Source organism: Weissella confusa (genome assembly GCA_041871065.1).
Taxonomy (GTDB): domain Bacteria; phylum Bacillota; class Bacilli; order Lactobacillales; family Lactobacillaceae; genus Weissella; species Weissella confusa_A.
Window position 1 is genome coordinate 1,978,002 of record CP168942.1, and the last position, 21,858, is coordinate 1,999,859.

The 21,858-nt window shown below is 46.7% G+C and carries 16 protein-coding genes; 4 read left to right on the top strand and 12 right to left on the bottom strand.

Annotation, left to right across the window (positions count from 1 at the left end):
- Nucleotide 1: 1 nt before the first annotated feature.
- Both tadA and ACAW68_09680 read right to left on the bottom strand, forming a co-directional pair.
- Nucleotides 2-547 carry a tRNA adenosine(34) deaminase TadA gene (tadA, locus tag ACAW68_09675; GenBank protein XGA15719.1) on the bottom strand — a complete coding sequence of 182 codons (546 nt, stop codon included), beginning with the start codon at nucleotides 545-547 and terminating at the stop codon, nucleotides 2-4.
- Nucleotides 528-1,145, bottom strand: a complete 618-nt coding sequence (locus ACAW68_09680; protein ID XGA15720.1) for a class I SAM-dependent methyltransferase — start codon at nucleotides 1,143-1,145, stop codon at nucleotides 528-530. The genes tadA and ACAW68_09680 overlap by 20 nt, the downstream gene beginning before the upstream one ends.
- Nucleotides 1,146-1,261: 116 nt before the next feature.
- On the opposite strand from ACAW68_09680, the gene ACAW68_09685 reads away from it, so the two are divergent.
- Entirely contained in the window at nucleotides 1,262-1,816 is a 555-nt protein-coding gene (locus tag ACAW68_09685) for a TIGR00730 family Rossman fold protein (GenBank protein XGA15721.1), read from the top strand.
- A gap of 46 nt (nucleotides 1,817-1,862) precedes the next feature.
- On the opposite strand, the gene ACAW68_09690 is transcribed toward ACAW68_09685, so the two are convergent.
- Together ACAW68_09690 and ACAW68_09695 are read right to left on the bottom strand one after the other, a co-directional pair.
- Complete coding sequence (locus tag ACAW68_09690) at nucleotides 1,863-2,828, bottom strand: alpha/beta hydrolase (GenBank protein ID XGA15722.1); 966 nt, start codon at nucleotides 2,826-2,828, stop codon at nucleotides 1,863-1,865.
- A 104-nt stretch (nucleotides 2,829-2,932) separates the two neighbouring features.
- Nucleotides 2,933-3,139 (bottom strand): hypothetical protein, encoded by a 207-nt coding sequence (locus ACAW68_09695; GenBank protein ID XGA15723.1) that lies wholly within the window; start codon nucleotides 3,137-3,139, stop codon nucleotides 2,933-2,935.
- Between the two features lie 189 nt (nucleotides 3,140-3,328).
- Here ACAW68_09695 and ACAW68_09700 point away from each other — a divergent pair, with 189 nt between their 5' ends.
- The 3 genes from ACAW68_09700 to ACAW68_09710 all read left to right on the top strand — a co-directional run bounded on the left by ACAW68_09700 (nucleotide 3,329) and on the right by ACAW68_09710 (nucleotide 6,046).
- The gene (locus ACAW68_09700; GenBank protein ID XGA15724.1) at nucleotides 3,329-5,137 is read left to right on the top strand and encodes a M3 family oligoendopeptidase; all 1,809 of its coding nucleotides are present in this window, start codon (nucleotides 3,329-3,331) and stop codon (nucleotides 5,135-5,137) included.
- Nucleotides 5,138-5,420: 283 nt separating this feature from the next.
- The gene (locus tag ACAW68_09705; GenBank protein ID XGA15725.1) at nucleotides 5,421-5,735 is read left to right on the top strand and encodes a type II toxin-antitoxin system RelB/DinJ family antitoxin; all 315 of its coding nucleotides are present in this window, start codon (nucleotides 5,421-5,423) and stop codon (nucleotides 5,733-5,735) included.
- Between the two features lie 8 nt (nucleotides 5,736-5,743).
- Entirely contained in the window at nucleotides 5,744-6,046 is a 303-nt protein-coding gene (locus ACAW68_09710; protein ID XGA15726.1) for a type II toxin-antitoxin system RelE/ParE family toxin, read from the top strand.
- Nucleotides 6,047-6,152: 106 nt separating this feature from the next.
- Here the strand turns inward: ACAW68_09710 and ACAW68_09715 are convergent, their stop codons facing one another.
- The 8 genes from ACAW68_09715 to ACAW68_09750 all read right to left on the bottom strand — a co-directional run bounded on the left by ACAW68_09715 (nucleotide 6,153) and on the right by ACAW68_09750 (nucleotide 21,440).
- Nucleotides 6,153-7,382: a chloride channel protein gene (locus ACAW68_09715; protein XGA17026.1), complete on the bottom strand. Its 1,230-nt coding sequence runs from the start codon at nucleotides 7,380-7,382 to the stop codon at nucleotides 6,153-6,155.
- A gap of 115 nt (nucleotides 7,383-7,497) precedes the next feature.
- A complete protein-coding gene (locus ACAW68_09720; GenBank protein ID XGA15727.1) occupies nucleotides 7,498-8,343 on the bottom strand; it encodes an SAM-dependent methyltransferase in 846 nt (281 codons plus the stop codon).
- 12 nt (nucleotides 8,344-8,355) lie between these two features.
- Nucleotides 8,356-8,757, bottom strand: coding sequence for a helix-turn-helix domain-containing protein (locus ACAW68_09725; GenBank protein XGA15728.1), 402 nt, complete (start codon nucleotides 8,755-8,757; stop codon nucleotides 8,356-8,358).
- 137 nt (nucleotides 8,758-8,894) lie between these two features.
- Nucleotides 8,895-9,743, bottom strand: a complete 849-nt coding sequence (locus ACAW68_09730; GenBank protein ID XGA15729.1) for a methyltransferase domain-containing protein — start codon at nucleotides 9,741-9,743, stop codon at nucleotides 8,895-8,897.
- Entirely contained in the window at nucleotides 9,730-10,266 is a 537-nt protein-coding gene (locus tag ACAW68_09735; GenBank protein XGA15730.1) for a GNAT family N-acetyltransferase, read from the bottom strand. The genes ACAW68_09730 and ACAW68_09735 overlap by 14 nt, the downstream gene beginning before the upstream one ends.
- A gap of 232 nt (nucleotides 10,267-10,498) precedes the next feature.
- Complete coding sequence (locus ACAW68_09740; GenBank protein ID XGA15731.1) at nucleotides 10,499-11,698, bottom strand: iron-containing alcohol dehydrogenase; 1,200 nt, start codon at nucleotides 11,696-11,698, stop codon at nucleotides 10,499-10,501.
- Between the two features lie 155 nt (nucleotides 11,699-11,853).
- The gene (locus ACAW68_09745; GenBank protein XGA15732.1) at nucleotides 11,854-15,903 is read right to left on the bottom strand and encodes a hypothetical protein; all 4,050 of its coding nucleotides are present in this window, start codon (nucleotides 15,901-15,903) and stop codon (nucleotides 11,854-11,856) included.
- Nucleotides 15,900-21,440, bottom strand: coding sequence for a KxYKxGKxW signal peptide domain-containing protein (locus ACAW68_09750; GenBank protein ID XGA15733.1), 5,541 nt, complete (start codon nucleotides 21,438-21,440; stop codon nucleotides 15,900-15,902). The genes ACAW68_09745 and ACAW68_09750 overlap by 4 nt, the downstream gene beginning before the upstream one ends.
- Nucleotides 21,441-21,858: the final 418 nt, after the last annotated feature.

The following is a 21,858-nucleotide window of genomic DNA, read 5'->3' on the forward strand; positions in this document are numbered from 1 at the left end:
ATTACTTTTCTGCAATCTCATTCGACAATTCTTGTGCTGCCAATTCGGCTGCGCGGCGTGCCTTCTTTTCAGCCTTCTTCTGCTTACGAATCTCACGGAAGAAGTTACGCAATAAGTCGCCACTCTCTTGCTCACGAACACCTTGGTGCACGTTAACTTGGTGGTTCAAACGCTCGTCCTCTAAGATGTGGTACAAGGAATGCACCGCACCGGCCTTTGGATCCTCAGCGCCATAATACACATCACTAATACGTGACTGTTGAATAATGCCCGCGCACATAATGCATGGTTCCAATGTCACAAACAATTGGGCATCTGGCAAACGCCATGACTTCACCAAACGATTCGCCTCAGTAATCGCTTGTAGCTCAGCGTGCTGGCTGGCATCCTCCAAACGTTCACGTAGGTTAAAGCCACGTCCGATGATTTGCCCTTTTTGCACGACGACTGCTCCAATCGGTACTTCGCCCAAGGCGCCCGCTTTCTTGGCTTCCTTGATGGCTTCACCCATGAAGTAATCAACTTGTTCAGGCGTTAGCGTCGTCATGGTAGACACTCTCCAAAATATAGTAACCCTTGTTCTTAGCAATCGTTGCAGCGTTACCGAATGTTTCAGCCATCAATGCCTTAGCAGATGGCGCACCTTGCTTCTTTTGCAAAACAACCGTCAGCGTACCGCCATCAACCAAATAATCCTTCGCCCCGGCAATCATATCTGACACGATGTCCTTACCAGCACGTACCGGTGGATTCGTCAAAATGGCCGCAAACTTACCGTCAACGCCAGAGTAACGGTCTGACAATACCACGTTAATGCGGTCGCCAACCCCATTCTTTTGCGCGTTACGCTTGACCAATTCAGCTGCACGCTCGTTGATTTCAGCAGCCACGAACTCGCGCTCAGGCATCACCGTTGCCAATGCAATTGAAACTGGTCCGTATCCGGCACCCAAATCCAAAATCTTACCAGCGGGAATATCTTGATCAAACGCATCCAACATCGTGCGCGTTCCGAAATCTACGGTAGACTTAGAGAAGACACCGGCGTCCGTTGTGAACGTCAAGGTGTGGTCAAAAAGCGGGAACGTCCAAGTATGCTCGTCGTGGGCAACGCTTGGATTCGCCGTGTAATAATGTTCAGCCATGTGAACCTCTTTCTATTCTCAATATCAGAATCCTGATAATCTTCAAAGTTTTCTATATAAACCATTGTATGATATAGAGACTAATTATAAAAGCAAAGTACTTGGGGGAGTATGACATGAAAAAGCAGACAATTGGTGTCTTTATGGGCGCCCAATATGGTCACCTAGAAGAATTCCACGAAGCAGCCGCTGCGATGGGCAAAGGAATCGCAGCTCGTAACTGGGCCTTGGTCTACGGTGGTTCAAAGAGTGGTTTGATGGGCAAAGTCGCAGTTAACGCCATCAACGCTGGTGCCGAGGTGACCGGCATCCGCCCAACGAGCTTCCTGCCAGAAGAAGCTGGGCATGATTTGAAAATGGAACACATCGACGTACCAGACATGGATACTCGTAAGCGCATGATGTTCGATCGCGCAGATGCCTTCGTCTTTTTGCCAGGTGGCATGGGAACCTTGGAAGAACTTGGCCAAGTGATGTCATGGACGAAGTTAGGTTACTACGAGAAACCAATCGTCTTGGTGAACATCGATGGTTATTGGGATGACATGGTGGCTTGGTTCGAAACAGCCATCGAAGCTGAGTTCGTCACCCGCGAAGGTCTTTCACGTTTAGCCTTGATGCCAAGCGTTGATGAAACGTTCAAGTACCTTGAAGGTGAATTTGGTGAATAATACAAAAGGCGACGTCTCCATTAATTTGGAAACGTCGCCTTTTTGTTTACTTAAAATACTTTGCCAAGAAATCAGCAACCTTTTGCTCATACTTAGCTGGGTTAGTTGCATATGATTGCACGTGTGAGGCACCTGGGACCAAGTACTTTTCCTTTGGTCCGTTTGAGGCGTCATACACTTGGTTCAAGAACTTCGTTGGCACAAATGTGTCATCCCCACCGTGAATAAACATCATTGGGCGTGTGTTCTTTTGCAACAACTTAATTGAATCAGCTTCAGCGTAGTCGTAACCGGCCAAAACCTTTGAGTACAATGACACAACTGGCACGATAATCTTTGCTAGCCAAGTTGGCAAGCCATACATATCACCAGCTTGGTATTCCAACTCATCATAAACTGACGTGTAACCAGCGTCTTCAATGTACGCCTTAACTTGTGCTGGTGGATTCATTCCTGACAACATCATCGTTGTAGCACCACCCATTGAAGCACCCATCACAACGATTTGGCTGTCTTGACCATTCTTCGTGATGACCTTGCTAATCCATTGCTTGTAGTCCTTAGCGTCCAAGTAACCGAATCCGATGTACTTACCGCCTGACTTACCTGATGCACGATCATCGGGCATCAACACGTTGTAACCCATGTCATGGAACATTTGACCATAAGGTGCCATTGCCTTGTGCTCCACACCGAATCCGTGAATCACAACAACCGTCTTGTTGGTCTTCTTTTCAGCTGGTACATAATTACCCACCAACTTCGTGCCGTCCTTCGCCGTCAAATGCCACGTTTGTGAATCCAACGCTAGGAACTCTTGTTGACGTGAATACAAGGGATCCTTCTTCGTCAACACACCACTACCGATAAAGTCCTTCTTCGCACGCACCTCGGCGACGTGGAAGAAATATCCACCAGCAGCCCCAAGAATAACTGCCAAGACAACCACGACTGAAACCACCCAAGTGATAATCTTACGCGGCGTTGACCAGCGCTTCTTTTGCTTAGCCATATTCGCTAACCTCTTACTCTTCTAAAATCTGATAAGTGCAACCTGTCCATTATAAGGAAGAACACTAGAAAATAAAAGGTATACCCCGTTAAGCAAATAAGTGACTACTTCATATGCAACAATGAGTCGATCAACTTATCGCCCATTCGATCCATATATTGATTTTGTCGTTCCCAAAGTGACTTGCCACTTAACGACTTCTCACTTCCAGCCGGCAATGGTTGATTTTGCGTCGTAATCGCCGCAACTGCCCCAACAATCCAAACACCCAAGCTGAACACCACTAGTAATCTCACTAATTTCTTTCGCATGCCACAAGTCCCCCATTCCTTTTTGTTGCCTTTCAGTCTAGTCGCCAATTGTCAGGTTTTAGCAGGTTTTCGGTCACGATTGTGTAAATGTTTTGTATCCAAATTCGTAACATCCTTAACAAGTTTTTCTCAAATTGGTTGTCCTTGTGCTAAACTATTAGAAAACTATGAGAAATACGGAGCACCAACATGAGCTATTCATTGAACTGGGATTTGGATCCCATCTACCCTGGTGGTATCGAATCACCTGAGTTCGCTGCCAAGCTAACTTTACTTGATCAACAAATTAAGCAATTCGCATCTGACGTGACGGCTTACGACCGTTTCACTGACACGGACTTCAGCAAGCTCGTTGCTTTGGTTAACGACGCGCAAGTGATTCGTTCAGGTTTGGGCACAGTGGCGCTTTTCGTCAACGCCCTTTACTCAGCCGACTATACGAACCCTGTTTACCGTCCCTACCAAACAAAGGTGTCACACTTGGAAGTCGCTTACCAAGCACCATTGGATGCCTTTGCGAAGTTGTTGACGTCATTTGATGATGAGACGTTCGCTAAGGTCAGCACGTTGCCTGGCATCGCTGAGGTTGCCTTCCACTTGAACGAGTTGCGTGATGACGCCGCCCGTTTGTTGGATGACCGTGCTGAAGAATTGCTCAACAAGTTGCGTTTGGACGGCTTGCAAGCTTGGTCAGAACACTACGACACGATTTCATCTGGTCTTTCAATGACGTACACGGATGAAAACGGCGACGAACAAGCTTTGTCTGCTGGACAAGCGTTGAACCAATTGGACGGTTACCCTGACAACAAGGTTCGTGCTAACATCATGGCCAACTACGAAAAGATGTGGGGTAGCGCCGAGAACCTGGCCGCCGACACGATTAACCACTTGGCTGGTGCCCGTTTGACAGAACAAGCGGCCCACGGTTATGAAAACCACTTGGATCAACCACTTGAGTTGAACCGTATGTCACGTGAGACATTGGACGCAATGTGGCAAATGGTCGATGACAACAAGCACATGTTCAAGGCCTACTTCGACCGCAAGAAGGAATTGCTTGGTTTAACGGAGCTTGGTTGGCAAGACCAAGTAGCCCCCATCACGGATTTGGGTGACTACAAGCCAAGCACGTTGTCATATGATGAAGCGGCTGCTTTCATTATTAAGAACTTCGGCAAGTACTCACCTAAGATGGCTGCATTCGCCCAACACGCATTTGAGAATCAATGGATTGAAGCGGAAGACCGTCCTGGTAAGACACCAGGTGCTTGGATGGAAAGTGTGCCTGACATTCACGAGTCACGTATCATCACGACGTTTACAGGTTCAGTGAACGACGCGGCGACGATTGCCCATGAAATTGGTCACGGGTTCCATTCTTCAGTCTTGACGGACTTGCCAGTTTGGCGTGACGGTTATTCCATGAACGTTGCTGAGACCGCTTCAACGTTTGCTGAAATGTTGATTGCGGATGCCAACGTGCAAGCTGCCCAATCAGATGCGGAAAAGGTTGTATTGTTGGATGCGAAGATGACGAACCCAATTGCCATGTTCTTGAACATCCACGCCCGTTTCATCTTTGAAGACAACTTCTACACGGAGCGTAAGCAAGGTTTCGTCCCTGCAGCGCGTTTGAACGAATTGATGGATGAGGCACAAAAGGTAGCCTTCGATGGTCTTTTGGATCACCGTCACCCACACTTCTGGTCATCAAAGTTGCACTTCTTCATTGATGACGTGCCATTCTACAACTTCCCATACACGTTCGGTTACTTGTTCAGCCAAGGTATCTACGCCTGGGCCCACACGCAAGATAACTTCGAAGAGGCTTACATCGCATTGCTTCGCGATACGGCCAACATGTCAACGGAAGAATTGGCCCAAAAGCACCTCGGTGTTGATTTGACCAAGCCAGATTTCTGGCAAGCCGGTGCTGATTTGGTTAAGAAGGACATCGACGAATTCTTGGCTTTGTCAGAGCAATTTGTAAAGTAATGATGAAAATGCCTGCAGATCTCAATTTGAGATTTGCAGGCATTTTTGCGTATCAATTAACTCATCAACCAATCTAGCGCATTCATCTTTTGAATACCACCGTATGACGCCCCCCCGCTTTCAGTATTCCCCTTAATCTATCATCATCTTGAGAAGGATACTTCTCACTTTTACTCAATCTCTCGAATTCAGGAGTATAGTTCCGAATTTCAATTGATTTTCCCCGTGTACACTAAGAAACCAAAATGGTATCTCATTTAGGTATCAAACAGGAGGTGTAGACATGGCACATGCGCTAGATAAAACTGCTTTTACCCTTCGTATCAATTCAGATACAAAGACAAAAGCTGATGAACTGGCTGAGCGAATGGGTATCTCATTAACATCTGCAATTAATTTATGTGTAGAACAATTTGTTCATGACGGTGGCTTCCCATTCCAACCAACCACTAAAGAAAACCACCCTTTGTCTGAGAAAGACATTGATCCAAAATTCATGGCTGAACTCATTCAACTTGTTGAAGATGCAAAAAAGAAGCCTGGATTATCAACTTCAGAAATAGAAACAATGTTCGAAGAACGACGAAAGGAATGGTAATGTAATCAATGCAGTATCTTGTTAGTACCCACCCCTCAGCGGTTGCGGCACTGCTGGATATCATTGATTACATTCGCACAGAACTTCAAAACGAAGCCGCTGCGATTAAACAGTATCAAGATTTCCTGTCAGCAATCCAATCATTAGAAATTAATGCCACTTTATATCAAGTGTACATCCGAACGGAAAGCGGAATAGAATATCGAAGAATTAACGTCAATAACTATGCCATGCTCTATGTAGTACTGGATAACTCAGTTGAGATAGTTAAGATTTTCCACGGAAGTCAAGATATCACTGTTACCGATTAGAACAAACAACATTTAATATGCTTTATACATTTTTCAGAAGTATACTTCCGAAAATAACAAAATAACGTCGAATTCAGAACTATACTTCCGAATTCGACGTTATTTTTTACTTCTTATCCAAAATCATCTTTGACGTTAGGATGGCAAGTGCTACTGCCAAGCCCATTGGCATCAAAGCAGTGTGGTCCAAATGACTCACTTCGAACATCATGAACAAGGCCATCAATGGTGCTTGTTGTGATGCAGCTAGCAATGCCGTGGCACCAATAACAGCTGCTTGGGCAATTGATGCACCAGGCACCATCATGATGTAACCGAAGCCAAGGATGGCACCGAATGATCCACCGATACCAATTGAAGGTGCCAACGTACCACCGTAAGCACCAGCCTTCAACGTGAACACCGTAATGGCCGCCTTAAGCAACATCCCAATCAACAAGACACCAATCACCTTCGTGCTCGTGCTGTTGATGGCGAACTCAGCCAAGCCACGTCCGTTTCCCATAATTTGTGGGAAGAAAATGGCGACCACACCAGTTACGGCTGCAGCCAATGGCAATTGCCACAAAACCTGCACTTGCTTAGCCTTGGCCTTACCGCCAGCCCATTGGAAGGCCTTATGGAAGTAGGCACCGGCCACACCCATCAATGGTCCAACCACAATCACGAATGGAATCATCCCCAACGTGAAGTGCTTATCAGGCACAAAGTAGTATGGGTGGAAGCCGTGCACTGACATACCAACCCACATGGCAATCGTTGACATCGTCAAACTAACTGCCACTGAACGCTTTGACACGTTCTTGTGCAAGATTTCAACGGCGAACAACATACCTGTGATTGGCGCAATATAAATACCGGCGAAACCAGCACCCGCAGCTGCAGCAATCAACAAGCGACGGTCGTCAGCTGTTAGTGAATCCATGTGCCAACGGCGGAGTAACTTCTCCCAACGTTGGGCAAGCAAGGCACCAAGTTCACGAGGTGCCAATTCACGTCCAACTGATCCACCAGTTGCCACGTAGAAGACTTGTGTCACGGCGTGCACAACAGATGGCCAGAATGGCATCTCATCCCCATCCATGGCCTTGTTGATACCAACCGTTGGCTTCATCTTCGTTTGCACAATGAACCAGACAATCGCCGCAATAATTCCACCAATCAATACTGATAAAAAGCGTTGTCCGCCAGCAATGTGCGTTGAAACCGGCATCAGTGTGTTTTCTTCAAATTCCAAGAAGAAGTGCTCAACAAGCTCCAAGAACAAGCTGAGCAACACTGAACTTAACCCTACAACAATCCCCAAAATAACGGTAGATAGCGCCAAGACCCCCATCTTGTGGCGCTCGCTGTAAGTTTTCTCTTCCAAAACAGTAACCTCATCTCAAATAATCGTTTACAAAAAGTTATTATAACACCTAAAAAGCCCAGTCGAAAAACTGGGCTTATGGTTATTTCACTAAATACACGCGCTCGTCAATCAAGTCGAATGATTGATGGTGCGCGTTCAATGCGGGTACTTCTTCTAACTCGGCTTCATGCCAGAAGACATCCGAGTCCGTTGCCCCATCCTTTTCACCAATCACGATGAAATCAAAATCAAAGCGGTATTGGTTATTGCGGATGTATTGCAATACCTGCCAGTCCGCGTCAGTCGTATCCGGCGCCCAACTCATAATGACCGTTGAGACATTCTCACCGTACATATCCAACGCTGCGATGGCATCCATGTTTTCCACATCCGTCACTGGCTTAGCCGACGTTGGATCTGGTTGCGTACGCCAATCTTCATTGTCCGTCGCGATAATCTTTTGTTCCGGCGCAATCGCCTTCAAACCGGCTGAGATATACCCATGCCCAGCCATCAACTCCAATACAGGTTGGCCGTCCGTGTACGCTGACAAGTCACGTACAAAGTCACTTGAGACAAAACCGTACATGCTGAAGTATTCGATTAACGCATCACGTAGATGACGGAGCAAGAAGTCGATATCTTCTAGTGGTTCCGTTAACTCAAGCCAAAGGGCATTACCGGCGTCTGCGTTGTCTGGGTATTGGGCCAAGACATAATTTTGCAGTTCTGGAATCACTGACTCTGGTACTTCCATTGTTGGCAATGCAGCTGGCAAATAACCCGCATTCAATTGTTCAAGCGTATCAATTGCTTGTTGCATGAGGTTAGCCATCGTGGGGATGTTTTGGTAACGGCCTAGATATGGCAACAGCTCACCAAGATAATCCATCTCAGTGAGCTGTTGACCAGACCCAAACCGAATTGCTTGGTTTGTTGTCATCATAATATCCTTTGTTTAGAACAGGCTTTCTTGGTGGTTGCTACGCACATCATCCTCCGGCGTGTATGATACCGGGTTCAAGTATGAGTTAACATACTGGAAAATGTCGAAACGTTGCTGGTCAGTTAGTGGCTTACCGTTAAAGTCGATTTCCTTACCTGACAAGAACAGCAATGACAAGTCAGTCTTTTCTGACATGGCACGGCCGACCAAGAAATCCATTGAAACATTGAAAAAATCCGCTAGCTTTCGAACTTCAATGTACGAAGGCGAACGGTCACCACGCTCCCAGTTTCCGATTTGCGCAGCTGTATTTGGTTTTTGCCCTGGTTCAAGGTGCTTATTCATCTCTTCAGCCAAGGTTTCCAATGTGATGTTACGGCCTTTGCGCAACTCACGCAGACGATCTGGAAACATGTGCGTCGTTCTCCGTTTTCATAAAATGTCATGCGGGCACACTAAAAGCCCTAATATACTTCTATTTTAACGAACATTAACCGATTTTTCCACACCCAAATTGTGGAAAACCACTTCTTTTATCCACACGCTGTGAATTAAGGCTTAACAGTTAGCACAACCACGTTGACTGTCACAGCTGGTAATGGTGTGGCTTCCGCTGCCGCTTGGGCTTCTGGACGCGCGCCCCAGTGCAATGGCGTCATGTGTAACAGATCAACATACAAGTCAGCTGGAATTTGCCATTGGTATGAAATCTCTGTTTGTGTGGCGTCTGGGTAGTTCTCCATGAAGCGGTCGACCACTTTTTGGTTACTATACGTGTGATTTGGTGAATCCACAGGGTACAACATTTCACGCAATTCGTGTAGATAACCAGATGATGGGACCACCTTCACCAACGTTCCCTCGGGTGCCAAGACACGCTTGAATTCTTCATACGCACTTGGTGAGAAGAACTCCACGATACTGTCAAAGCTATTGTCGTTAAATGGTAGGTTCGCTAAGTCAGCGACTGCAAAGAACGCATCTGTGTCCAATTGCGTTGCCAAGTTAACCCCTGCCTTAGAAATATCGAAACCAATACCGGTATCGATGTTGCCACGCTTGGCTATCAAACGGGCAAATGGCGTCCCTTCACCGGTTCCCACATCCATGATGCGTTGTGGGTCGGCAGGCAATTGGTCCGCAACCGCGTCCACGATGCCATCGAACAAACCGGCCGTCAAAACACGACGACGAGCCGCCAACATGGCATCATCATACTCCGTATTGACTGCGTGGTTCAAGAAATAAAGGGAACCCTTCTTATTAATGTCCAAACGGTGGTTATGCGCACATACCAAGGTATTGCCTTCAACGTGGTCATAAGGCTCGCCATCTACAGTACAGCGGAACATGTCCAAGTGTTCGCTGACGAACTTAATCCCTTTTTCAATCTTCTTCATGTTTATCCTCATTACTCAAGTCAATATCGTATGCTCGTCGGCTACCGGCTAACTGGCCACGGTAAGTAAAGCCACGACGTGCAATAATGGCTTGCATTTTCTTATTTTTATCATGTGTATCAATCCGAATATAATCATACCCCTTTGCCCGGGCTGTCGCAAATAAATGCGTGAACAGCTCTGTCGACAAATGGTAGCCCTGGTGTTGGAATGACACCGCCATGCGATGAATAACCGCATAAGGCTTACGCTTAGTTGGGTACAGCCAGCGACCGCCTTGGAGACGCTGGTAGTTCACGTCTTTCTCTTGCCAAAGCGTGGCTGTGGCGACGATTTCGTCATCGAGTTGCAGAATGTACGCGTACCCTTTAGCGATGTCGGCTTTGATGATTTCTGGGGATGGATAGCCATTATCCCACTGTGGATTATGATCAATAGACATGACTGCCTTAGCATCTGATATAATTTGCCAAATTGCATCGGCATCAGCCATAGTTGCCTGCCGGTAAGTTATATTAGCCATCCGTCCACCTCACTTCAATAAGCAACATTATACGCCGTTTTCGGGCAACAATTGTCAACAAAAACGTCATACCTGGTTGCGATAATAATATCAGTCATAATAAATGATTTGCGGTGAATCCCATCGCCGCACCTTCTTTCACCACACGGTACTCCTTGCCGGGTGGTTTTTTGTTGCCGGAAAACTAAAAAGGACAAAGCACAAACATGTACTTTGTCCTTCAATATGTTAATTAGTCTTCGAAACCTTCAGTCGTCATTGATGCTTGGTACAAAGCCACAACATCATCAACCGTCAAGTTCACGTAACCACCCTCGTGATCCAAACCACCGATCTTAACAGCTGACTCAGCCATTGCGCGGAAGTTCGTGTCATCGTTGATATCAACACCTTGCAAAGTCGTTGGGACATCCAATGACTTTACCCAGTCGTAAGTGGCTTGGATAGCCTTTTCAGCAACGACTTGGTCGTCAGCGTCTTGGATATCCCAAACGTTACGTCCGAAGCGAGCAAACTTAGCAACCGTGGCTGCTGACAAAGCACGCTTCATCCAACGTGGCGTCAAGATTCCCAAACCAACACCGTGAGTGATGTCGTAGAAGGCTGACAACTCGTGCTCAATTGGGTGAACCGTCCAGCCGTTCACGTTTCCTGAACGTACCAAACCGTTCAAAGCCATCGTTGAGGCCCACATCAAGTTAGCACGGGCATCGTAGTTGTCTGGCGTTTCCAAAGCAACTGGTGCCCACTTGATAACGGCACGCATGATACCTTCAATCATACCGTCAGAAATGTCTGTGTTCTCGGCACGGTCGAAGTATTGCTCAGTCAAGTGTGAGAAGATGTCGAATGATCCGGCAGCCGTTTGCCACTTTGAAACTGAGTACGTCAATTGTGGGTCCAAGAATGAAACAGCTGGTGTGTTTGGTCCATACGTACCAATCTTAGCGTTCAATTCTGGGTTTGAGATAACTGAACCGGCATTCATTTCAGTACCCGTTGCAGCTAACGTCAAGATGTCGACAACTGGCAATTGGTTCAACTTTGAACGGTACTTTACACCGTGGTCAGCGACCAAGTCCCAGGCATCCCCATCATAAAACTTTGCTGATGCAATCACCTTAGATGCATCGATAACTGATCCACCACCAACGGCCAAAATGACGTCGATGTCGTTCTCCTTGGCCAAACGTTGACCCTCGCGAACTGAATCAATCTTTGGGTTAGGCTCGATGCCGTCCAATTCAACGACGTTCAAACCTTCCAAAGCCTTCATAACACGCTCATACAAGCCAGAACGCTTGATTGAACCACCACCGTACGTCAACAAAACGTTTTGACCAAATTGGGCCACGGCATCGTGCAACTCAGCATCGATGTGGTTCTTTCCAAAGCGAATATCCGTCTTATTTACAAAGCGAAAATCTTCCATAATTTATCGTCCTCCAATGACTTGTGCAGACTACTTTACTTACTAAACGTAACATACACTATACGCTTTTAACCCCAGATACTCAAGTAAGACCCATTGGCAATCAACGCAAAAAGTCCCTGGACAGTTTTACCCGTCCAGGGACTCTCTACCGATTAGCGTGTTGCTTGCTCATCTTCCTTGCGTCGACGCCAGAACGCCAACAAAAGACCGAACAAACCACTCGCAACCATGGCAGCAATCACAACCAAGAAGTCATTCTCAGTTACGCGACCTGTCAAATTCATTGCTTGCTTTGCACTTTCCAAAGGCACAATTGAATCTTGAATGACAGCTGCCGTTTCAGGCAACTCAGTGATGCGTGCATCAGCTGTGTTAGCCGTCTTTGCTTGTTGCTCATTACCAGCAGCTGCTAGTAGTGAAGCGTTGTTATCTGCATTTTGTGCAACACCTTGCGCTTGCCAAGCGACGTTTTGCGTCGTGTTAGCAGTTGCACTAGTTTGGCCTGCCGTTTGTGAACCAGTAACTTGTGCACCAGCCGTTTGACCAGCAACAGTTACGTTGTTCGCTTCAGAGCCATCGCGTGACTCGTTAGCTGGTCCAGCCACGTTCACTTGCTCACCTTGGGCACCGCTGTTGTTGTTAGCAGTTGCGCCAGATGTGTTCGTGTGGTCACCGTTTTGGTTGTTATCCGCAACAGATGAACCAGGCTTGTTACCCTTGTCCGTGTTGTTTTGATCAGCACCATCATTTGCTGGTGCGAATGACACAACAAAGTCTTGGATGTCCATATCGTTTGGCGTAGCAGGCTCACCAAGAACCATGTACCCGGCAGTTGCCTTACCATTCTCATCCCAAGCCGTAGCTACGAACTTGGCGTCGCTTTGGTCAAAGGTTGATGGACCATCTTCCAATCCAACGTGGTCAAAGTAACCCGTCGCTTGAAGTGCTGCCATCAATGAGTCGTACGTCTTACCATCTGGTGCCTTAACCGTCATCTTTAGCTTGCCTTGCTCAGCCTTAGCTTGCAACTCAGCATCAACAGACTTGAAGTCATCAACGTTAATCTCGGCGTCAGACTTACCCATTACCGTACCGATAACGTTGCCGTCTTCATCCTTAACTTGAATCTTTTGACCATCCAACGGTGCATAAACAACCTTCATTTGCGTGGTTCCCGCAGCAAAGGTTGGGTTCGCCTTAACGGCTTCTTCCAATGAAGCGTATTGCGTACCATCAGGTGCAACAACACGGTGGGCATAACCATCGATGTTCAAGTTTTGATCAACACGGTTCATAGCTTCAACAGCGTTCGTCACGTTAACCTTCGTATCCGTGTAACCCGTTGAAACAATGGATGCAAGCGTGGCATCATCCTTTTGCAACTTAGCCAAGGCATCAGCAACCGTCGTCAACTTTTGCGCGTTTGCGTTACCAGCAGCTGGCTCTTCGCCCTTATCGAAACCAGAATCAGTTCCCAACTTCACGACAACCTTGGCAGGATCTGGCGTGTACGTTACCAAGTAGTTCGTACCAGCAGGCACACCATCAACCGCAATCATGCCGTCAGTCAATGCTACTGCATTTCCTTGCGCATCCGTTACCGTAGCCGTGTAACCAGTCTTACCAGGCACTTGCACATTCTTAGCACCAGCTTGCACTGACACTTCAGCCGTTGGCAAGTACATCACCGTGACATCCCCATCAGCAGGCACATCCAACGTCTTACCATCAGTCGTCTTCGTTGACGTTCCGTCAGGCGTAATCGTCGTCTTAACACCATTTGGCGTCAACTCCGTGTATTGTGCCGTTCCTGAACCGTCAGTCACAAAGATAAACGGCTTGTTACCATTCTTTGAAACTGTCACAACTTGGGCATCCTTAGCACCTGGCACGTTAGCCGTAGCCGTACCATTTGCGTCCTTGCTCATTTGCACAACCGTTTGCTTACCGTTATCGTCCGTCACAATCGCGAAGGCCGTATCACCGTCAGCAACCGTCGTTGAAACTTGCCCTGACTTAACTGGTGCTGCTGGTGTCTTCACAACATTGGCATCAGCCGGCTTTGACGTGGCAGTCAAAACGTTCATCGCGTTTTGCAAGTCCGTCATCGTCGTTGTGTCGTTGTTAGCCAACAAGTTCGTCACTTGCTTGCGCGCAGCAACCACATTCGTGTCTGTTGCATCAGCCGTTTGATCAACCAACTTTTGCGCAGCCTCACGGGTCGTGTTCAACTTAGCCGTCATGTCATCCAAACGAGCTTGGATATCACTCATGCCTGAACGAAGCGTCGTTGCCGTCGTATCGTCTTGGCCGGCTGCGTTTTGCAAGTCCGTCACTTGTTGGTTAACATCACCAAGCTTGTTCTTCTTAGCCATTTCAACTTGGTCTTGCAAGTTGGCAGGCACCTTCACTGCATTGGCATCAGCGACCGCTTGCTTCAACGTTGCTTGCGCCGTAGCGACCGCGTTATCGTAAGCCGTCTTAGCCGTGTCAGCATCACCATCGTTGTTCAGTGCATCGTCAACCGCCTTCTTGGCAGCTGTTACGTCAGCATCGTCAGATACGTTCGTTGGCACAACCGTTGCATCGGCCGTTTGCAACTTAGCAACTGCCTTCGCAACATCAGTGGCTGTACCCGTCTTTGCAGCATCCTTAACCGCTGCAACACGGTTCTTTACGTCGTCATTGTCACCGTTCTTCACAGCCACAACCGCGTCGTCGGCCTTATCAACTGCCGTTTGGCGAACATCATCAACTGCCTTGATATCATCTTGCAATTGCTTGCGAGCGTCATCAATAGCAGTCTTCGTTGCCGTCTTATCAGCCGTCAACTCGTTCAAATGATCGATGTCGTTTTGAATAGCCGTCATGTCTTGATCTGCATACTTAGGTGCGTCATCGTTCCATGATGATTCATCATCAGAAGCGCCGTCCTTCGTTGTTTGCAAGGCCTTCTTGGCATCCGCAACGGCCGTCGTCAACTTGTCTGTTGCCTTGGTCAACTTGTCCGTGTCCAAACCATCAGCGTTCAAGATATCGTTAACAGCCTTCTTGGCAGCGTTAACATCAGCATCATCTGAAATGTTAGCAGCCACAATCGTATCAACCGCTGTCTTTACCTTGTTGATTGCCGTTTCGATGGCCTTCTTCGTACCGTTGGCAATTGCACCCTTCAACGTATCAACCGTCGTCTTAACTTCGGCATCGTCGTTATCTGCGTTTGCATCAACCGTATCGTTACCATCATCCACTGCGCCATCACGGGCACCCGTTACAACTGCAATATCCTTGCGCAATTGCTCGCGCGCGTCATCGATGTCAGACTTCGTAGCATTCTTGTCAGCCACCAAATCGTTCAACTTCTTAACGTCATTTTGGATATCGTCAGTATCTTGGTCCGTGTATAGTGAGGCAGCCTTATCCCAAGCTGAAGTGTCGTCGTTGGCGTCTTGCTTCGCATCAGCCAACTTCGTCTTAGCTTGTTCAATAGCGTTGTCATAAGTAGCCTTAGCCTTGGCAACGTCACCATCGTTCTTCAATGCATCATCAACAGCGGTCTTAGCAGCCGTCACATCAGCATCATCTGAAACGTTTGTTGGCACAACCGTTGCGTCAGCCGTTTGCAACTTAGCAACTGCCTTGGCAATATCTGAAGCCGTACCAGTCTTCATAGCGTTATCAACCGCTGCTTGGTAGTTCTTCACGTCGTCGTTGTCGCCATTTACAACTGCCTTGTCAGCATCGTCAGCCGTCTTAACCGCTACATCGCGAACACTAGCAACCGTCTTGATGTCATCTTGCAATTGCTTGCGAGCTGCATCAATGGTCTTCTTCATTGCCGTCTTGTCAGACGTCAATTCGTTCAAGTGGTCAATGTCGTTTTGAATAGCCGTCGTTGTTTGATCGGCATACTTAGGGGCATCAGCAGTCCATGACTTCTCATCGTTAGCTGCGCCATCCTTCGTATCTGCCAAATCCTTTTGTGCCTTGGCAACGGCCGTGTTGAAATTATCAACTGCGTTTTGTACGACAGTCTTATCCAACTTAGGGGCGTTCAAAGCATCGTTAACCGCCTTCTTCGCGTCAGCCACATCATCAGAATCTGAGATATTTGGCACAACAACCGTATCAACGGCTGTCTTAACGTTTTCGATGGCTGTCTTGATGTCAGAAGCCGTTCCGTTATCAAGGGCGTCATTCAACTTACCAACCGTCTTTGTAACTTCGGCATCACCGTTGTCCTTGTTGGCGTCGGCAGTGTTCTTACGTCAGTAACGGCATCGTTACGAACACCCTTCACAACGTCGATGTCGTCTTGCAATTGCTTGCGAGCGTCATCGATTTGCTTCTTGGTAGCCGTCTTGTCGGCCGTCAAACCATTCAACGTATCAATATCCTTTTGGATAGCGCTAGTCACGTCAGTTTGATCTGCGTAAAGTGATGAAATCTTATCCCAAGCAGTAACATCACCCTTGGCACCAGTCTTGGCATCGTTCAACTTCGTCTTCAAACCTGACAAGATACCATCAATAATATCTTGGTCATGTTGGATTTGCTTCAACGTCGTTGCGTCATCACCAACCTTAGTTGCCAAATCTGCAATCGTGTCCGTCAACTTTTGACGATCATCTGCTGGCAAATCAGCAATTTGATCCGTCAAGTTTGCTGGTTCTTCCGTCGTCGCGTTTGACTTAGCCGTTGCCAAAGCAGTTGCTGCAGCTGACTTTGCACTATCAAGTGCCGTTGCAACAGATGACAAAGCAGCTGACGTCACTGCACCCGAGTTCAAAGCTGAAACGTAAGCTGATTCAGCTGACATAACAGCGTCGTCATCTGCGACATTTGCTGCGACTGAAGTTGACGTTGCCAACTTCAAGGCCGTGCTTGCTGAAGCAACCATTGATGACGTTGCGGCTGAATTAGCAGCGACGCTCGTCAAGATTGAAGCCATTGAGTTAACGATGTCATTACCAGTTGCCTTTGAAGCAGTTACTGAGGCAGCTGACTTTGCATCTGACAAAACAGCCTTGTATGACTTAACAGCTGAATCATAAGCTGACAAAGCTGAACTCATGTCAGTTGCCTTAACGCCGGTTGACTTGGCTCCCAATGAGTTCAAGTCTGACACAACGGCTGCCATTGACGCATCTTCTTGATCAGTCAAGTTGCTATCAATAACCGCTACCTTAGCGGCACTCTTCATGCTGTTCAACGTTGACGTTGCAGCTGACGTTGCGGCTGAAAGGGCCTTGTTTACCGTAGCAAGTTCATCTGGTGTCTTGGCACCTGACTTCAATGCTGAAACATAGGCTGTTTCGGCTGACTTAACTGCTGCGTCATCAGTAATATCTGAATCAACAACCGTTGACGTTGCCAACTTCAAGGCCGCGCTCGCTGAAGCAACCATTGATGACGTTGCGGCTGAATTAGCAGCGATGCTCGTCAAAATTGACGCCATTGAGTTAACAATGTCATTTCCTGTCGTCTTTGAAGCAGTTACTGAAGCAACTGACTTCGCATCTGACAAGACCGTCTTATATGACGCAACAGCTGAGTTGTATGCTGACAAAGCTGAGCTCATGTCAGCAACCTTTACGCCATTTGACTTGGCTCCCAATGAGTTCAACTTAGTAACAATAGATGCCATTGAAGCATCTTCTTGGTCAGTCAAATTGCTGTCAACGACCGCTACTGAAGCAGCGCTCTTCATGTTGCTCAAAGCTGACGTCGCTGCTGACGTTGCAACAGAAAGTGCCAATGATACTGATGACAATGCATCTGACGTTGTGGCGCCTGAGTTCAAAGCTGACGCATAATCTGTCTCGGCATTCTTAACCGCTACATCATCAGCAATATCTGAATCAACAACCGTTGACGTTGCTAACTTCAAAGCCGTACTTGCTGAAGCAACCATTGATAGCGTTGCATCTGAGTTAGCAGCCACGCTCTTCAATACAGATGCCATTGAGTTAACAATGTCATTACCCGTCGTCTTAGCAGTTGAAGCAGCTGATGTCTTAGCCGTGTTCAAAACTGACGTAAAGTGTGACAATGAATCACTCAAAACGGCCATCTCTGAGTCCAATGCACTCTTCGTGTAGATTGAATCTGCACCCATTGATTGCACCTTTGCCAATTCTGAGTTCAACGCTGAGTTACCCTCAGTTTGATCAGCAATGTTGCTTGGAATTGCGTATGATGCTGCTGACTTCTTAGCAGCAGTCAATTCAGTGTTAGCCGTAGAAACTGCAACGCTCAATGCTGAAGATGCTGACGCAATATCCTTACCAGCAATCAGGTCTGAAGCGAATGCTGATTCAGCAGACTTAACAGCAGTGTTATCTTCAACAACTGAAGAAACCGGCGTGTCAATTGCTGATTGCAATGCACCAACAGCCGTCGCCAATGAAGCTGACGTTACACCACTTGAAGTTGCCAAAGCTGATACGTAACTTGCAATTGAAGAAACGTAGCTAGACATTGATGTCGTCTTCATGTCTGGGTTTGCCAATGATGACAAAACAGAGTCAGCGTTCACAACCGCAGTACGGTTTTCGATTTCAGTCTTAGTAGCTGAACTGTTGCTCAAAGTAGAGCGCAATGCTGAAACAGCATCTGACAAATCGCCAGCCAGGCTTGCTGTACCTAGTGACGTCAAAACTGAGCTAGCAGCCAAACTCTTTTCGGTACGTGCAGCAGAGAATCCTGACAAAGCACTAGACAAGATGCTCATTTGATCAACCAATTGTGACTTCGTGTACGTTGAATCGGCACCCATACTGTTCGTCTTAGTTACAATTGCAGCCAAGCTTGAGCTAGCTTCACTGTTAATTTGATCCAACAAGTTGCTTGGTACAGCGTCGTTCTTGGCCTTAGTCTCAGCCTCTTGCAAAGCAGTATTAGCGTTAGCAACGGCGTCTTGCAAAGCCTTCAAACTATCTGTTGTGTCCTTACCAGTTGCAAGGTCATTGGCATAGTTAGTTTGTGCCTTTTGCACATCACCGTCGTCCAAAACGTTCTTATTAACAACGTTTTCAACCGCTGTCGCAAGTGCTACACGTGCATCGTCAAGATCAGTTGCGCTGGCCTTATCCATGCCACCATCTACCAAATCATTCAAACGCTTCGTTGCTGCTGCAACTGCTACATCATCGTTGCTTGCTTGTTCGTCAGTTGCCATATCGGCCAACAAAACTGAACGCTTGTAAACGATATCTGCAGTCGTTGAAGTCTTGTCCGCAATCGCTTCATCCAATGCCTTCTTGGCTTCTTGAACCTTCGTTCCCATCTCGGCTGTTACTGAGTTACTTGTCGTTTGGCCTTCAAGTTCAGCACGCGTGTGGGCGATGTCTTCATCCTTATCAGTTGTGTTAGCGTCTGAGAATGACGTTACAGCGCTGGTCAACTTTGTTGCGTCGTCTGCCATCGCAGTTGCACTGGCTGCGCTCTTCTCCAACGCAGTCAACGTTGATGTTACCGCATTAACAGTGTCTAGCGCCGATATCTTCTTTGCGTCAGTATCTGTCTTAAGTTGGTCAATAATACCTTGAACCTTGGTAGACATACCTTGCAATTGCTTGATTGCTTGATTGATATCAGACTTATCTTGGTCAGTCTTAGCATTCTTCAAAGCGTCTTGAGCAGTCGTGATACTTGCATCAATACTGTCCTTGGCTTTTTGAGCAGTCGTTACTTGTGCATCAAAATCATCTTGGTTAGTCGTATAAATTACAGTAAGGGTCTTGTCCGTTCCAGCAACAGCTGACAACTTGCTTGATGAATCAATCTTGAAGCCCTTAATTTCAGGTGCGTCATAGTTTGAGACATAGTGACCGTCAGTCGCTGCTACAGTATCCTTACCACCATTAATTTGAACAGTTTCACCGGCCAACGCAGTAACAGTGTTCGTCTGTACCAGGCTAGTTGGGTCCTTCTTGAATTGATAGTTCACTTGAACATCATCAGTAACGTTAGTTCCACGGAAGTAAGAAATACCACCGAAGAATGATTGTCCATTACCACCGTTACCTGCAAACAAACCGATAGACATTTCTTGTTGAACAATTACATTGCTCGTAACGGTGCTCAATAGGTACTTGGCCTTTGTTGCTGCTGTTGCGTTCACAGCAATGGCATCCGCGTTTGCGTACTCAGTATACGTTAGCGTGGCATTCACATACTGTTCTCCATTGATAGTTGTCATCTTTAAGGTACCATCAGCATTTTTCTGTGGTACCCATAGGTAATCAAAATAAACACCCTTACTTAGATAATTTTGAATAGCCGTATACTTGTCTGAGTCAGATCCGACATATGTTGCGTTTGATGCAGTGCTAGACACAGATATCTTGTTTCCATTACCGTCATACGCTTCTTTGGCATAGGCATATCCAGTCTGATCATTAACATTTTTAGTAACTGCATTACCTTCAATGTTTTTCGAGCCATTCACACCATTAATAGTGTTTGCAGTACTATTGTCGGCGTAGAGCGCCCCGTTAGCATTAGTTTGTCGAACGTGGACCAAAAGTGGATCGATGTCACCCTGACGAGCAATGTACAAGTCTCGTCCCGCAATAACGGCATTTGGTACACCTTCAATACCATCACTCAAGTTCAGAGTAGCCAACTTAGGTCCCATTTTCAAAGTTCCCATATCTGTTGGTTCGGCTGTTGTCATAATCACACCAACAGCTTGACCTCCACCATACATTCCGTTACTAACACCTTGACCACTGGTATAAAGGTTAGACTTCGATCCAGTAGTACCGTCTGCCAAAATAGGCAAAAGTACATACCCACCACGAATTTCAAACTCATTAGTTGTTTTTAGTTTAGAACCATATGCTAAAGTTCCACCTTCGTTAGAAATTTGTGGCGTGATGGCTTTCCAGTCGATACTATTTTCCTTACCTGGCAACAAACTTGAGACAACACTATCTGCTACTGAGTTTGCAACGGACACAACGCTCTGCAGGTCAGTCGCATTTGATACTGTTGATGCCTTGTAACTATTATTCCAAGTAACATCTCCCGTGATATCACCCGTTTGCTTAAAGTTAGGGTTTACATTCGTGTTACCATCAGAACCAGAACCGATATACGTAAATTGAGACTTTGCGACAGCGTTTGAAGTAGCCACGTGCTCAGATGCTGCCAAAGATCCTGGCTTCGTAATCGTCCAATCTGCACTTGATGGTGTGGCATTATACGTTGAAACATTAGTGTTAGCTGATGCTGGCGTTTGCACATCTTGATTAGCATCAGTTGACGTGCCCAAAGCATACGCCTTGCGCACATTACCATCGGCGTCCACATCATCTTGCACCTTCACTGCATCAGTTGGCACAACAACACTACTTGCTAGTGATTGTGACGCACTCAAAGAAGCTTCTGCTGAAACAACAGACGCTGACGTTGAAACTGATACCGGTGCAACTGAGCTTGCTGATGAGGCTGAAACTTCAGCGCTCACTGAAGAAGCGGGTGCTACTGATGCACTCGCGCTATCTAATACAACTGAGTCAGTTGGGGTGCTAACCTCAGCTGTTACTGAACTTTCTGATGCTGGAACCACAGCATCGACGCTATCAGCAGATGCGTCCGCTGACAACATTAAAAGCCCCCCTAACAATGATACCGTGGCCATTCCAGCGACTACCCAACGCTTACCGGCCTTGTACATCTTGTAGTGAGACTTTACCTCATAGTTACCCTTATTAATATTCATTTGTCGCATGACACAACGTCCTTCTTACTTCTCTCTTACTCTTTATAAGCATTTATTGTAAGGTCGAATTATGAAGAAAATGTGAATTTCAAGCGTTTTGCCCGCTAATTTTAGTTTCTGGGGTGGGACAAGTGCCTTGTGTACTGTATTCCAGAAGAAAATGGGAATGCATCTGCAATCGGTCGTCTTGGGTTTATAGTTAATACGTCGTGAGATTCTCTTACTAATTCTCAACTAAGACGTTTTATCTAGCTGACTACCCCAAATTTCGCTAGATATGCTGGCTCAACCCACGAGCTTAGCATTGAAAAGAAAAGAGCAACTGGTACTTATATCGCAGAAAAGTATCAGTTGCTCTTTTTTCATATGTATACAAAAAAGCACTTCAACTAGATTCACATCTAAGTTGAAGTGCTTTTTGTTATGA